This is a genomic window from Chryseobacterium sp. MYb264 (genome assembly GCF_035974275.1).
In the GTDB taxonomy this organism is placed as follows: domain Bacteria; phylum Bacteroidota; class Bacteroidia; order Flavobacteriales; family Weeksellaceae; genus Chryseobacterium.
This window is the reverse complement of record NZ_CP142422.1, coordinates 936,332-950,501: the sequence shown is the minus strand read 5'-3', so window position 1 is coordinate 950,501 and position 14,170 is coordinate 936,332. Positions and strand designations below refer to the sequence as shown.

The 14,170-nt window shown below is 35.1% G+C and carries 17 protein-coding genes; all 17 read left to right on the top strand.

Annotation, left to right across the window (positions count from 1 at the left end; all coding sequences use genetic code 11):
• The first annotated feature begins 167 nt into the window (after positions 1 to 167).
• The 17 genes from udk (at position 168) to VUJ46_RS04075 (ending at position 14,120) form a co-directional block, all read left to right on the top strand.
• Positions 168 to 782, top strand: a complete 615-nt coding sequence (udk, locus tag VUJ46_RS04155; RefSeq protein ID WP_326983745.1) for a uridine kinase — start codon at positions 168 to 170, stop codon at positions 780 to 782.
• Between the two features lies 1 nt (position 783).
• Positions 784 to 1,140: an FtsB family cell division protein gene (locus VUJ46_RS04150; protein ID WP_326983744.1), complete on the top strand. Its 357-nt coding sequence runs from the start codon at positions 784 to 786 to the stop codon at positions 1,138 to 1,140.
• A 98-nt stretch (positions 1,141 to 1,238) separates the two neighbouring features.
• Positions 1,239 to 2,390: a methylmalonyl-CoA mutase family protein gene (locus VUJ46_RS04145; protein WP_326983743.1), complete on the top strand. Its 1,152-nt coding sequence runs from the start codon at positions 1,239 to 1,241 to the stop codon at positions 2,388 to 2,390.
• Between the two features lie 90 nt (positions 2,391 to 2,480).
• Positions 2,481 to 2,864 (top strand): GxxExxY protein, encoded by a 384-nt coding sequence (locus VUJ46_RS04140; RefSeq protein WP_326983742.1) that lies wholly within the window; start codon positions 2,481 to 2,483, stop codon positions 2,862 to 2,864.
• Positions 2,865 to 2,917: 53 nt separating this feature from the next.
• Positions 2,918 to 4,066, top strand: a complete 1,149-nt coding sequence (locus VUJ46_RS04135) for a class I SAM-dependent methyltransferase (protein WP_326983741.1) — start codon at positions 2,918 to 2,920, stop codon at positions 4,064 to 4,066.
• 129 nt (positions 4,067 to 4,195) lie between these two features.
• Positions 4,196 to 4,474, top strand: coding sequence for a hypothetical protein (locus VUJ46_RS04130; RefSeq protein WP_326983740.1), 279 nt, complete (start codon positions 4,196 to 4,198; stop codon positions 4,472 to 4,474).
• Between the two features lie 256 nt (positions 4,475 to 4,730).
• Positions 4,731 to 4,859 carry a hypothetical protein gene (locus tag VUJ46_RS04125; RefSeq protein WP_326983739.1) on the top strand — a complete coding sequence of 43 codons (129 nt, stop codon included), beginning with the start codon at positions 4,731 to 4,733 and terminating at the stop codon, positions 4,857 to 4,859.
• Positions 4,860 to 5,475: 616 nt separating this feature from the next.
• Positions 5,476 to 6,855: a dipeptidase gene (locus tag VUJ46_RS04120; protein WP_326983738.1), complete on the top strand. Its 1,380-nt coding sequence runs from the start codon at positions 5,476 to 5,478 to the stop codon at positions 6,853 to 6,855.
• Positions 6,856 to 6,992: 137 nt separating this feature from the next.
• Entirely contained in the window at positions 6,993 to 7,190 is a 198-nt protein-coding gene (locus VUJ46_RS04115; protein ID WP_326983737.1) for a T9SS type A sorting domain-containing protein, read from the top strand.
• 643 nt (positions 7,191 to 7,833) lie between these two features.
• A complete protein-coding gene (locus VUJ46_RS04110) occupies positions 7,834 to 8,064 on the top strand; it encodes a T9SS type A sorting domain-containing protein (RefSeq protein WP_326985072.1) in 231 nt (76 codons plus the stop codon).
• 99 nt (positions 8,065 to 8,163) lie between these two features.
• A complete protein-coding gene (locus tag VUJ46_RS04105) occupies positions 8,164 to 8,871 on the top strand; it encodes an SDR family oxidoreductase (RefSeq protein WP_326983736.1) in 708 nt (235 codons plus the stop codon).
• Between the two features lie 189 nt (positions 8,872 to 9,060).
• A complete protein-coding gene (locus tag VUJ46_RS04100) occupies positions 9,061 to 9,807 on the top strand; it encodes an electron transfer flavoprotein subunit beta/FixA family protein (RefSeq protein ID WP_326983735.1) in 747 nt (248 codons plus the stop codon).
• 122 nt (positions 9,808 to 9,929) lie between these two features.
• Positions 9,930 to 10,877 carry an electron transfer flavoprotein subunit alpha/FixB family protein gene (locus VUJ46_RS04095; protein WP_326983734.1) on the top strand — a complete coding sequence of 316 codons (948 nt, stop codon included), beginning with the start codon at positions 9,930 to 9,932 and terminating at the stop codon, positions 10,875 to 10,877.
• Between the two features lie 188 nt (positions 10,878 to 11,065).
• Entirely contained in the window at positions 11,066 to 11,665 is a 600-nt protein-coding gene (locus tag VUJ46_RS04090; RefSeq protein WP_326983733.1) for a bifunctional nuclease family protein, read from the top strand.
• Between the two features lie 21 nt (positions 11,666 to 11,686).
• On the top strand, positions 11,687 to 12,967 hold the full coding sequence (locus VUJ46_RS04085; RefSeq protein WP_326983732.1) for an MFS transporter: 1,281 nt from the start codon (positions 11,687 to 11,689) through the stop codon (positions 12,965 to 12,967).
• 301 nt (positions 12,968 to 13,268) lie between these two features.
• Positions 13,269 to 13,652: a hypothetical protein gene (locus tag VUJ46_RS04080; protein WP_326983731.1), complete on the top strand. Its 384-nt coding sequence runs from the start codon at positions 13,269 to 13,271 to the stop codon at positions 13,650 to 13,652.
• Between the two features lie 12 nt (positions 13,653 to 13,664).
• Positions 13,665 to 14,120: a hypothetical protein gene (locus VUJ46_RS04075; RefSeq protein ID WP_326983730.1), complete on the top strand. Its 456-nt coding sequence runs from the start codon at positions 13,665 to 13,667 to the stop codon at positions 14,118 to 14,120.
• Positions 14,121 to 14,170: the final 50 nt, after the last annotated feature.

The window sequence follows — 14,170 nt, the reverse complement described above, 5'->3', positions numbered from 1 at the left end:
TTCACTGTGCTAAATGATTTTCTTAGCGATCTCAGCGTTAAAAAGAAAAATACAGAAGGCCTAACATATGAAAATTTTGTTTAAAAAAGCATGCATCTTCTCGCATCCTTTTTCCACCTTTTAAATAAAATAGTATATTTGTAAAAACTATAAAGAAACAAATAAGAATGCTTGTAATAGGAATTGCAGGAGGTACAGGATCCGGCAAAACTACGGTTGTTGACAAGATACTTCAACAGCTTGATATCGAAGGAATGAATATCCTTTCTCAGGATAATTATTATCATGATAATCATAATCTTACGCTTACAGAAAGAGAAGCTTTAAATTATGATCACCCAAAATCCATCGATTTTGATTTGTTGATACAGCATGTAAAAGCGTTGAAAAGCAACGAACCCATTGAACAGCCTATTTACAGCTTTGTAACCCATGGCAGAACAGGAGATCACGTTACTGTAGAGCCTAGAAATGTATTGGTGGTAGAAGGAATTTTGGTTCTTACCAACAAAGAATTGCTAAAGGAATTTGATTTAAAAGTATTCGTGCATGCCGATTCTGATGAGAGGTTAATTCGAAGGATTAGGAGGGATACACAAGATAGGGGACGTGATTTAAGTGAAGTTTTACACCGTTATCAGACCACATTGAAACCCATGCATCAGGAATTTATCGAACCGTCTAAAAACGAAGCCGATTTAATTATTCCCAACATGCGACAAAATTCCGTAGCGATTGATTTTTTAACAACTGTTATTAAAAATTCGTTGAGAAAACATTAAAATGAAAGAAAACAAACTTATTAAAGACATTCAGCCAAAGTCTGAGACTTTCAAAATTATTCAGAAATATGTTCTGAATAAGTATACCATTACTATTGGTATGTTTCTGGTCTGGATGATTTTCTTTGATAAAACTTCGTTTTTGGTAATCAATGAGCTGAATGGCGAGATTAACAAATACGAAGAACAACTTCAATATTATAAAACCGAATACGAAAAAAATGACGCGTTTTATAAAAAATTGATGAACAATAAATCTGAAAAAGAAAAATACGCAAGAGAAAATTATTTCATGAAAAAGCCGGATGAAGAAATCTTTATTCTGGTAGTGGACAGTACGAAGGTGGCGAAAAAATAAATTTTTATCAATTGTCAATAGTGAATTTTGCTTCGCAAGTGAATTTTTAAATTGACAAACAAAGCGGATTGACAATTCACAACTCCAAAAAAAAATCAATGTCAAATACAGCCTGGGAAGATCTAGTTAAAAAACAACTTAAAACTGATGATATTTACTCAATTCTTTCAAAAGAAAATCTGGAAGGAATTGTAGTGAAACCTTTTTATGATTCGGTAGAAAAGTCTTTGGTAAACCTTCCAAAAATCGAAGAAAGCACGCATTTGGTGTCAAGATATCACGAAAGTTTAGAAGAGGATGTATTTGCCTTTATTTTGGATCAGAATGTAGAAAACCTTGAACAGAAAACTATTTTCGTGAATAATATTGATCTGGCGGGACACATCAGTCCGAAAGAAGAAGATCAGTATTTTTCGTTAATTGATGTTTTTGAGGAAAAAGAAGCTACGATTAATGATCAGTTAGTGAAAGAATTATTGGCAAAACAGTTTAGAAGAAACGTTTGCGTAGATATTTCTCTTCATCAAAATGCCGGAGCAGCCATTTACCAGCAATTAGGAATTGCTTTGGCAAAAACAAAAGAACTGGTTGAAGTATATGGCTCGGAAATTTTATATAAACTGATTTTCAGAATTGCTGTCGGAGGAAATTATTTCTTCGAAATGGCAAAACTGAGAGCATTTAAAATGGTTTTCAATCAACTCTCAAAAGAATATAACTTAGACGAAATTCCATACATTTTTGCAGAAACTTCGTTGCGAAATAAAGCGGTTGCTGATAATGAAAACAACCTGATCCGTTCGACTTTAGAGCTGGCCTCTGCTATGATTGGCGGCGCAGATGCAGTTTTCAGTAATAATTATTTAGTTGACAGATCTACAGATAATTCGGAAGAAATTTCTTTCAAACAGCAGATTGTTTTGGCTTATGAAAGTATTATTAATGTCTTTGAAGATGCTTCAAACGGAAGTTATTATATAGAAGATATTACGCAGCAGATTGCAGAAAAATCTTGGGCTTTGTTCGTAGAAATTGAAGAAGCAGGAGGTTACCTTGAACTTTTAAAGCAAGGAATTATCCAGAAGAAAATCTACGATCATGCTGTTGAAGAGCAAAAATGGGTTGAAGAAGGCAAAATAAAGCTGATCGGAGTGAATTTATATCCGAAATTAGACGTTAAAAAGTCCGTAGAAGAATTATACAACGAAAAGGAAATTAAACCGGTTCGTTGGGCGGAAATGTTTGAATAACTTTTTGCTTCCCACGGATTACACAGATTTTCACAAATGATTATGAATATTATTCTTTGAAAATTTTATAAACACAAAAAACACATTACGGTGAAAGAAAATGAGATAAGTTTTTATATCAGAAAATCGATATTTTCTATTTATAATGAATTAGGACCTGGTTTATTAGAGAAAGTTTATGAAAAAGTTTTAATGCTTGAACTGGAAAGTCATGGATTAGAAGTCCGGAATCAAGTTCCAATGTCTATAAAATTTAGAGATATTATTATTGATTCAAGTTTTGTTGCAGACATTATTGTTGAAAACAAGGTAATTATAGAAATTAAATCAATCCAAGAAATTAGCGAAGTTCATCATAAACAATTGCTGACTTATCTTAAACTATCTGATATGAAGTTGGGAATATTAGTCAATTTCAATACAGATTATATTGCTAAAAATATCTTCCGAAAAATAAATGGAAATTTAGATTAATAAAATCTCAGCAGAGTGATATCCATAATCATCTGTGAAAATCTGTGTAATCCGTGGGAAAAACAATATTAAATCAAGAAGTCCAAAAATACATCAATGCAAATCTAAACACAGACTTGCACTCATTATTGTTAAAAAAATCCCCGTTTCCTGAAGTTTCTATGCAGGAAATTGTTCAGCAGATTAAGGGAAGACAGGTTGCACAAAAGAAATTTCCGTTTTTATTAAAAGAGGGTATAATTTTCCCGCCACAATTAAGTTTAGAACAATCTTCCTCCGAAAAAACAGCTTTATATAAATCAGAACTTTTAGAAGGAACAAAATTCATTGATTTAACCAGCGGTTTTGGAATTGATGCCTATTATTTATCCAAAAATTTCAGCGAAATAACTTTAGTTGAACAAAATCCTGAACTGTTAGAAATTGTTGAGCATAATTGGACGGTTTTAGAAAAAAAAGCAAAGTTTATTAATCAAAAACTGGAAAATTTTCTGAATCAAAATAAAGAAGCTTTTGATGTAATTTATCTCGATCCGGCGCGAAGAGATAATAATAAAAATAAGGTCTTTCTATTGGAAGATTTGTCACCCAATATTCTTGAAATTCAGGAAAAATTATTGTCGATTTCTAATGAAGTAGTGATAAAACTGTCGCCTTTAATTGATTTAAAATATTTGGTGTCTGTTTTACCAAGCATTTTCAGGATTGATATTATTGCGTTGAAGAACGATGTAAAAGAAGTTGTTGTCTTTCTGTCAAAGGAAAATACAGGAGAAATTACCTGCAATTGCGTGAATCTGGAAAGTGATGAATCTACTTTTACCTATAAGTTTGGAGAAGAGGAAAATGTTCATGCAACATACGATGAACCTGAAAATTTCATCTATATTCCTAATAATTCAATGCTAAAAGCTGGAGTTTTCAATTTAATTTCAGAAAAATTTGGCTTGAAAAAACTTCATCCGAATACTCATATTTACACTTCCAATGAAAAAATAAAAGACTTTCCCGGAAGAATTTTGGAAATTGAAGTTATTGACGCTAAGCAGATTAAAAAGAAAAGTCAGTTTAATATTATTTCAAAAAATTATCCTTTAAAACCTGAAGAAATCAAGAAAAAATACGGATTAAAAGATGGTGGTGAAAATTACCTTATTTTTACACAATCCAAAAAAGGAAAAATAATCATAAAATCAGTATAAAAATGTTGCCGAAAAATGTAGGATTTCTTAATTTTGGGCAATCAAAAATTGAAATGGGAAATTGCCTGTGGTGAAGTTATGCCAATCCGTGCGATTCCGTAAAGACCTTTAAAAAAATAAATTTTACATATGAAAAAATTAGTTCTATGTTTAGCCATCGCTACGGTTGCTGTTAGCTGCAAGAAAATTCAGGCTGGAGGAAATAAAAACATCATTAAGCTTGAAGAAAGTGCCGGAGCGGACAGATATTCTGAGGACGTACAAGGTGGCGGAGAAGGTCACGGTCATGGAGCTGCTGCTCACAAAGAAGAGACAACTGCAGAGAAACATGAGACTGTGGCTCCAAAAGCAGACAGCGCAACGGCTGCAAAACCTGCTGAGGCAGAAGCTCCAAAAGCTGAACACTAATTATTAGTAAACAATATAAAGAATGTCCTGCAAGATTGTAGGACATTTTTTTTGAAGCTTATTCCCGCTTTCCGCTCATACTCCTCACCCCTAATCTCTCCGGCGCGCGCCACCCCTAAAACCCTCCCTCGTTAAAACGCTGCCACCCAGTTGAGGGGTATCCGCTGCAATGGGGCTAAGGAGTGAAGTCTTTCATAATGAAAATAGATCAAGTACAAAAGTTGGGGACTAGGCAAAAAAGCTTAGATAATATAAGGTGAAATTTTTTGCTCTCGCAGATTTTGCAATTGATGCAGATTCTTTTCCTTACACTTTACATATTGAACACGAAGCACCGCCAAGTTTTTTGGCAACTCCCGCTTTAAGGCTCATCAAGCCGTTCTAATTACAAAAGACCATAAAGTTGAAGCCACAAAAATTAACAGCAGTATCTGTGAAAATCCGTGTATTCTGTGGGAAATAAAAAGTATTTGTGCATTCGTGGCGATAATATGCAGCCCTCAATTTTATCTTTGATAAAATCCTTGCGCCTTAAAAACATAAAGTATTAAAAAATATCTTTGCGCCTTTGCGAAAAACCAACAGAAACAGCACTATCTGCGATCTGTAGGAAATAAAAAATTCGTGCATTCGTGGCGATAATATGCAGCCTCCAATTTTATCTTTGCTAAAATCCTTGCGCCTTAAAAACATAAAATATTAAAAAATATCTTTGCGACTTTGCGAAAAACCAACAGAAATAGCACTATCTGCGATCTGTAGGAAATAAAAAATTCGTGCATTCGTGGCAAAAAATACATCTAAACAATTTCTCCCCAAGTTTTGACACTGATCCATGAAAATCAGACAAAAAGAAATAAAAATTGTAAGATTTAACAAGCATTCAATCCTCCAACTTCTAGCTTCCATCCTCGTTATAACTCAAAACCTGAGGAAAATTATACGTTTTTGTTTGTTCCTGCGGGGCAAATTTTTTACTTTTAGCAAAACAAAATTTTACAATGCAAGAGACATTAAATTACATCAACGAAAACAAACAGCGTTTCGTGGATGAATTATTTGAGTTACTGAGAATTCCTTCTATTTCTGCAGATCCCGCGTATAAAAATGATGTATTGAAGTGTGCAGACGTGGTGGCAGAATACCTTAAAAATGCAGGAGCAGATAATGTGGAAGTTTGCCAGACCAAGGGATATCCTATCGTTTTCGGAGAAAAAATTTTAAATAAAGACTTGCCGACGGTTTTGGTTTACGGACATTACGATGTTCAGCCAGCTGATCCTTTGGAATTATGGACAAAACCTCCTTTTGAACCCTATATCGAAAAAACAGAGCTTCACCCTGACGGCGCAATCTTCGCAAGAGGTTCTGCGGATGATAAGGGTCAATTTTTTATGCATCTAAAGGCTTTTGAAGCGATGATGAAAACGAACGCACTTCCTTGCAATGTTAAATTCATTTTAGAAGGTGAAGAAGAAGTAGGGTCTGTAAGCTTAGGCGATTTTGTCAATGAAAACAAAGAGAAATTAGCGTGCGACTGTATCTTAATTTCTGATACACATATCTATAGCAACGAGCAACCAACGGTTACCACTGGTTTAAGAGGTTTGAGCTATGTAGAAGTTGAAATCGAAGGTCCAAACAGAGATTTGCACTCAGGACTTTACGGAGGAGCAGTTCCAAACCCGATTCATGTGCTTTCAAGAATGATTGCAAAATTGATCGATGAAGACGGACAAATCACTATTGACGGGTTCTACGATAATGTAGAAGATGTTTCAGACGAAGAAAGAGCTGAAATGAATAAGTTGAAAGACAATCCTGAAGAGTTCAAAAAATCAATCGGATTGAGCGGAGTAGAAGGCGAAGCAGGCTATACAACGCTTGAAAGAACGTCTATCCGTCCGACTTTAGATTGCAACGGAATTTGGGGCGGTTACACAGGAGAAGGTGCTAAAACGGTGATTCCTTCTAAGGCTTCTGCTAAAATTTCTATGCGTTTGGTTCCTTATCAGACTCCTGAAGAGATTACGGAAAAATTCACAAAATATTTCCACAAAATCGCTCCGGACAATGTAAAAGTGAAAATTACAGCACACCACGGAGGGATGCCTTATGTTTTACCAACGGACACAAAAGAATTCCAGGCTGCTAAAAAAGCGATGGAAGCATCATTCGGAAAAGAAGTTCTACCATTCAGAGGAGGAGGAAGTATTCCTATTACTTCAATGTTTGAACAGGTTTTAGGAGCTAAATCAGTGTTGATGGGCTTCGGTCTAGATTCTGATGCCATCCACTCTCCAAATGAACATTACGGTCTCTTTAATTTCTATAAGGGAATTGAAAGTATCCCGCTGTTTTTCGATAATTATTCTAAATAAGATCTAAAAGCCTTAAAATTTATTTTTTTAAGGCTTTTTATTAGAAATATTTATTATTTTTGGGGAAAACTTATAAATAATAATAACTATGAAGAAAATTTTCCTTACGGGTCTAATGGCATTAAGTGCAATGTCTTTTGGCCAAGCAACCACTACTTATTAAAATACAGTCTGTAAGTATTATTGATATATCTGGAAAAGCTGCAAAAACAGTTTTACCTCAAGATAAAAAAGATAAAATATCTATCAACTTTTCCGAATTGCCAACAGGTAGTTACATTTTAATTATCAACACGGAAAAGGGTAAGTTTAGCAAAAAAATTATTAAAGAATAAAACCTATCAAGCATAAGGTTGATTAAAAACGTCTCTAAAGAGGCGTTTTTTTTTTTTTTTAATGCAAAATTTCTATCAAATATTTAAAAATCAGTATGAAGAGATATATCAAATTTCTAAAAACTAATCTATTGATAAAAGACCGGAAAAGATAAGCAAAAAAATACCAACAGCATCTGAAAATCTGTGCGATCCGTGGGAAATAAAAAATTCGTGCATTCGTGGCAAAAAATACATCTAACAATTTCTCCCTCAAGTTTTGAAACTGATCCAACATACTTTATTATGAAACGATTATTACCACTTTTAGTTGCAGACTTTTCAATGTCCATGATAAATGCACAAACAATTATTTTTGAAGAGACTTTTGAATCTGGAACATATTTTGTGCTTCCAGCGGGTTGGGTAAGCCAGGATCTTGATGCCGACGGCAATTACCGGCAGATACTAATTATGTTGTTTACATTTTATCTACATCGGCAGTTCTTACTGCATCAGATACACCTATATTAGATGAAGTTGCTATTACAAAAACAATAGATGTGTCAGCTTACGCTGGCCAAAATGTGAAGATATACTTCAGAGAATTCAACAGCAGTGGAAGATCAATTATCATAGATACCGTTAAAATTACTCAAGGTATATTGGCAACTTCCGAGACTTCTGCAAAAAAAAGTCACTGTCGATTTATTCAAATCCGGTATCAGATTATTTACACATCAAATCGGATTCAAAAGTAACTAAAACGCGCATTTTCGATATGCTGGGAAGAAAAGTAGATGCGATTTCTGCTAAAGATCAAATCAATGTAACCTATCTTCAACCCGGAAATTATATCCTAGAACTTGAAAAAAAAAGAGGGTATGACTTCTAAAAAATTCATTAAAAAATAATTAAACTGACAAATGTTAGGTTAAAAAAACGCTCCAATTGGGGCGTTTTTGCTATTTTAGGAAAATTAATCTTTTAAACTATGATAGAAAATAAAGTTGCCTATATAACAGGAGGAACTAAGGGTGTTGGTTTCGGTATTGCGAAGATTTTATTGGAAAACGGTGTTTCAGTCGCATTTTCCGGGAGAAAAAGAGAGGATGTAGAGAAAGCTGAACAGGATTTAAAACAATATTCTGAAAATGTTTTAGGGATTGTGTCTGATGTCAGAAGCCTGGAAAGTGAAGGAGAAGCGGTACAATACATTACAGAAAAATTCGGAAGACTGGATTTTGTAATTGCCAATGCCGGATTGGGAATTTTCAAGCCTGTGGATCAACTTTCTGCGGAAGAATGGAATGATATGATCGAAACCAATTTAACAGGTGTTTTCTATACTTTAAAAGCCTCCGTGGAAGAATTAAAAAAGACAGAAGGGTATTATATCACCATTTCCAGTCTCGCAGGTGCTAATTTCTTTGAAAACGGAACAGGCTATAATGCTTCAAAATTCGGAGTCGTAGGCTTTACACAGGCGGCAATGATCGATCTTAGAAAATATAATATTAAATCTACTGTGATTATGCCCGGTTCGGTGGCAACCAATTTCAACGGAAATATTCCTTCAGAAAAAGATGCCTGGAAGATTCAGCCCGAAGATATGGGGAATCTGGTATTGGATATTTTAAAAATGAATCCGAGAGTTCTGCCTAGTAAAATTGAGTTTAGAGCCACGCAACCAGGTAAATAACTACTTTTAATGCGCTGAATAATAAAAAAATAAGTATTATGCATGCATAATATATTTTTTATTTATATTAGCAAAAATTAATTAAAACTAAAATCGCTTCCGAAATACCAAAGCGGAAGTAAAATCAATAACTAAGTAGTACAGATAAAACCCATAGGTGGAGTCTGACAACTAAAATAAGAACAACATATGAAAATATTAGTTTGTATCAGTAGTGTTCCGGATACTACTTCCAAAATCAACTTTACTGCAGATAAGTCTGCATTCGACAAAAATGGAATCCAGTGGGTAATCAATCCTTTAGATGAGTTTGCTTTAACAAAAGCAATCAAACTTCAGGAATCACAGGGAGCTACCGTTACCGTTATCAATGTAGGAGATACTGCTACAGAGCCCGTTATCAGAAAGGCATTGGCAATCGGTGCTAACGATGGAGTAAGAGTAAATCTTGATCCTAAAGACAGCTATTCTACCGCAAAAGAAATCGCTGCTGTTGCTCAAAATGGCGGATATGACTTAATTCTTTGTGGTAAAGAATCGATCGATTATAACGGTGGTTCTGTTCCGGGGATGGTTGCTCAGCTGTTAAACCAACCTTTTGTCAATGCGTCTGTTGGTCTTGACGTAAACGGAAATGAAGCCACTGCAGTAAGAGAAATTGAAGGCGGAAAAGAAACTATTTCAGTGAAATTACCGGCTGTAATTGCTGGTCAGAAAGGATTGGTAGACGAAAAAGATTTGATTATTCCGAACATGAGAGGGATTATGTCTGCAAGAACAAAACCTTTGCAGGTAGTAGAGCCTACTTCCTCTGAAGTAAAAGTTCAGGGTGTTTCTTATGACAGTGTACCGCCAAGAGCTGCTGTGAAATTGGTTGCTGCAGATAACTTGGATGAATTGGTAAGATTACTTCACGAAGAGGCAAAAGTAATTTAATAAGAACCAAGTAAAAAGTAAAAAGAATTAAGGTAAAATGGCTGTTGTAAGAAAAATTTTTTTCATTAACAATATCCTATTGACCTTGAATATTCAACCTTAAACTTTAAATAAAAAAAATCATGGCAGTATTCGTATACGCAGAAAATATAAACGGAGTTTACAAAAAAGCAGCTTTTGAGGCAGTTTCTTATGCTAAAGCGGTGGCAGATCAGGCAGGTGATACCGTTACGGCAATTACCGTAAACCCTACAGATTCTTCAGATTTATTATACAAATATGGAGCGTCTAACGTAATCAATATCAAAGATGAAGGTCTTAAAAATTTCTCGGCTAAGGCTTATGCCCAGGCTGTAAGTGAAGTGGCAAACGGCAATGTCATCGTTTTCCCTCACACCACAGATGCCTCTTCAATTGCTCCTATGCTGGCAATCATGAACGGATCTTCTTTAATTACAAATGTTCTGGAAGCTCCGGAAAGTCTTTCTCCGTTCCAGGTGAAAAGAAAAGCTTTCTCAGGAAAAGGTTTCATGCATGCAAAATCTGAAGGAGCTGCAGTTATCTTAACCGTATCTCAAAATGCTTTTGGTGTTAAAGAAAATACAGTTTCAGGTTCTGAAGAGGTAAAAAACCTATCCGTTGCTAATGAAGACACAAAAGTGATTTCTCACGAGCAGAGTTCCGGAAAATTAGATTTAAAAGAAGCTGAGATTGTAGTTTCTGCAGGTAGAGGATTAAAGGGTCCTGAAAACTGGGGAATGATCGAAGAATTAGCAAACGTGTTAGGTGCTGCTACTGCTTGTTCTAAGCCAGTTTCAGACATCGGTTGGAGACCTCACAATGAGCACGTGGGACAAACGGGTAAAGCCATTTCTCCAAACCTTTACATTGCGGTTGGTATTTCAGGAGCTATCCAGCATTTGGCTGGGGTCAACTCTTCTAAAACTATCGTAGTTATCAACAGTGATGCAGAAGCACCGTTCTTCAAATCGGCAGATTACGGAGTTGTGGGAGATGCTTTCCAGATCATTCCTGCATTAACGGAAAAAATCAAAGCACTTAAAGGATAAAAAATGTCAATTGATAATAGTCAATTCGTTTCATTTGTTGATTTTTAAAGCACTTTAGAAAATTCACTTGCGAAGCAAAATTGACAACGAAGTTAATTCACAATTCACATATAAAAGCCCCTTCCGGGCTTTTATTTTTGTCTAAAAAAGTGAAAATTACTTTGAAAAATTAATTTATCTTTGTAGCTATGGATTATAAACAGTTAATTATTCGCGGAATATCGTACAGCCAGACCCAATCAGGGGCGTACGCATTGTTATTGGAACATGAAGAAACTCATATAAAATTACCTGTTGTTATAGGAAATTTCGAAGCTCAATCCATTTCTCTTGGTCTGGAGAAGGATATTCATCCGCCGCGACCACTTACGCACGACTTATTTACAAAATTTATTACCTCTACCAATTTTGAATTGGTTTCAGTTATCATTTATCAGATTGTTGATGGCGTTTTCTTTTCCAACATCAATTTTAAGAATAAAGCCAATGAGGAAGAATTGATTCTTGATGCGAGAACTTCAGATGCTGTGGCCATGGCCGTGAGATTTGATGCTCCTATTTTTACCACTCAGCAGGTGCTGAATGAGGCAGGTATTCTTTTGGAACTGGAGGACGTCGCAAAAGAAGAGCAGTCTTTTTCAGAAACCGTACAGGCCGAGGACAGTTTAACATCCATTTCTATGGAAGAACTTCAGAAATTACTCGATGAAGCTGTAAAGGAGGAAGACTATGATACCGCTTTAGAAATTCAGGAAGAAATAAAAAGGAGAAAAAAGAAAATTGATTAAAAGAGATATTTTTTACGAACTATGAATTTAAAACTACGACTTACCATCCTGAGCTTTCTTCAGTTTGCGGTTTGGGGAGCATATTTAACCTCTATGGGGAATTATTTAGGCTCAGTGGGATTAGGGTCTAAAATTGGACTTTTCTATGCCATGCAGGGGATTGTTTCTATTTTTATGCCTGCCTTAATGGGGATTATTGCAGATAGATGGATACAGGCTCAGAGATTACTGGGGATCTGTCATCTTCTGGCAGCCGGTTTCCTGTCCGCCGCCGGGTATTACGGAATGGCCGCGGGAGCTCATGTAGAATTTTCTAAACTATTTCTTCTGTATAGTTTAAGTGTGATGTTCTATATGCCAACGATAGCGCTTTCAAACTCAGTTGCTTATACGGTGCTTGTTAATAATAATTTTGACACCATTAAAGCATTTCCGCCAATTCGTACCTTTGGAACTGTAGGTTTCATTTGTGCAATGCTATTTGTAGATTTTACAGGATATCAAAATAACTATTCTCAGTTTTTTGTTTCCGGCGTACTGGGAGTTGCATTATTTCTGTATTCCTTTACCCTTCCTGAATGTCCTACCAATAAAAGCAATGAAAAGAAGAGTCTTTATGATGCTTTAGGATTAAAGGCTTTCAGTTTATTCAAAGATAAAAAGATGGCTGTTTTCTTTATCTTTTCAATGTTACTCGGAGTGTCTCTGCAGATCACAAACGGGTATGCTAATCCATTTATCACAAGTTTTAAAGATATTCCTTCCTTTAATAATTCATGGGGGGCTAACCATGCCAATGCACTGATTTCCCTTTCTCAGGTTTCTGAAACGGTCTGCATTCTTTTAATTCCTTTTTTCTTAAAAAGGTTCGGTATTAAAAAAGTAATGCTGATGGCTATGTTTGCATGGGTGCTTAGATTTGGACTCTTCGGTCTTGGAAATCCAGGGGGGGGAGTATGGATGTTTATTTTATCAATGATCGTATATGGAATTGCATTTGACTTTTTCAATGTTTCAGGATCATTATTTGTAGATAAAGAAACAGATAAAAGCATCCGTTCAAGTGCACAGGGTGTTTTTATGATGATGACGAACGGTTTTGGGGCCACTATCGGTATGCTGGGTGCTCAGGAAGTTGTTAATCACTATGTATTTTCGCAGACGGATCCCACTTTACAGCTTCAGGGCTGGCAAACCTCTTGGTATATTTTTGCAGGGTATGCTCTCATTGTCACCATTCTGTTTGCTTTCATTTTCAAACACAAGCATAATCCCGAAGAAGTTTCTGCCATAAAGCATTAATTAGCTTCATTCATTAATAAAATGGACAGTTGCATTTTCGAAAGAAATTGCAACTTTTTTTTTACAAAAGCCCAGGGAATTTTAAAATAAAGAATCAAACTTAATGAAATGGATTTTTATATAAGCGTAATCTTTAGATAATTAAATATTAAATAATTAATAAAGTGTAATTTTTATTAATAAATCATTAAAATTATACGAATTGTTTTGAAATAGTTTTGTCTTTGAAAGCATTTCTACTGATTTTGAAATACACATATCCGAAATGTAATTTTTTTTGTATTTTGGCTCTTTAAGAAATATGAAAAATATTCAGTTATTAGGTTTAGTATTGGTCATTGTAGGTAGTTTTCTGCCCTTAGTTCATGTTCCTGTTATCGGGAATTGGAATTACTGGAAACTCGACCATTATTTAGCAATGGCTTGTTGGATTTTATCTGCAGGCGCCCTGTTCAGTATTGTGAATAACGGAAAAAATAGCGTCCGCATTTTTGCTGCTTTATTGATCTTATTATTCATTTTCACACTGGCTGCTGTTAAAATGCAGTCGATGCAGTATTTCAGCTTTTTACCCTTCAAATCCTGGCAGGAAACCTTTGCCGGCGTGGTAAAACTAAGATGGGGATGGATCGCCGAGTTTTCAGGGGCTTTGATCATGCTTTTAGTCACAAATAAAAATAAATAAACGAACACAGATATGAATCTATTAAAAATAGTCGCAGTGGCAGCATTGGTTGCAGGAACCTCACAAATGAATGCTCAGAAAAAAAATAAAGAAACTGCCGCTAAAAAAGAAGTTGCCCAACAAAAACCGGTAGATAATCCCACCAAATGCAGCAACATCAAGGAAGGTACATTCTTAAGAACAAATTATCCGAAAAACCTTTGGTACATGACGATCAAAGATAATGTTCACACGGAATATTATAATGATGGAAAAGATTTTATTAAATCAAGCGTGGTTTTCGTGGACGAATGTAATTACAAAGTCATTGTTCTTGAAAAAACAGAGAAAGATAATCCAATTAAAGTAGGAGATGTGGTGAGTAATAAAGTGGTGGCTACCCAGGATAATCTTATTAAAATCAATTCCCAGTTGAATGGAGAATCCTTTGATTTGGTTATTATGAAGGTACCGGAAGCCATAAAATAGAAAGAAAAAGAAGCCCCAAAGGCTTGATACAAATAAAATCAAATAGAATT

Coding starts and splice junctions, on each gene's coding strand:
- udk (WP_326983745.1), top strand. CDS start 168: ATGCTTGTAATAGGAATTGCAGGAGGTACAGGATCCGGCAAAACTACG.
- VUJ46_RS04150 (WP_326983744.1), top strand. CDS start 784: ATGAAAGAAAACAAACTTATTAAAGACATTCAGCCAAAGTCTGAGACT.
- VUJ46_RS04145 (WP_326983743.1), top strand. CDS start 1,239: ATGTCAAATACAGCCTGGGAAGATCTAGTTAAAAAACAACTTAAAACT.
- VUJ46_RS04130 (WP_326983740.1), top strand. CDS start 4,196: ATGAAAAAATTAGTTCTATGTTTAGCCATCGCTACGGTTGCTGTTAGC.
- VUJ46_RS04120 (WP_326983738.1), top strand. CDS start 5,476: ATGCAAGAGACATTAAATTACATCAACGAAAACAAACAGCGTTTCGTG.
- VUJ46_RS04105 (WP_326983736.1), top strand. CDS start 8,164: ATGATAGAAAATAAAGTTGCCTATATAACAGGAGGAACTAAGGGTGTT.
- VUJ46_RS04100 (WP_326983735.1), top strand. CDS start 9,061: ATGAAAATATTAGTTTGTATCAGTAGTGTTCCGGATACTACTTCCAAA.
- VUJ46_RS04095 (WP_326983734.1), top strand. CDS start 9,930: ATGGCAGTATTCGTATACGCAGAAAATATAAACGGAGTTTACAAAAAA.
- VUJ46_RS04090 (WP_326983733.1), top strand. CDS start 11,066: ATGGATTATAAACAGTTAATTATTCGCGGAATATCGTACAGCCAGACC.
- VUJ46_RS04085 (WP_326983732.1), top strand. CDS start 11,687: ATGAATTTAAAACTACGACTTACCATCCTGAGCTTTCTTCAGTTTGCG.
- VUJ46_RS04080 (WP_326983731.1), top strand. CDS start 13,269: ATGAAAAATATTCAGTTATTAGGTTTAGTATTGGTCATTGTAGGTAGT.
- VUJ46_RS04075 (WP_326983730.1), top strand. CDS start 13,665: ATGAATCTATTAAAAATAGTCGCAGTGGCAGCATTGGTTGCAGGAACC.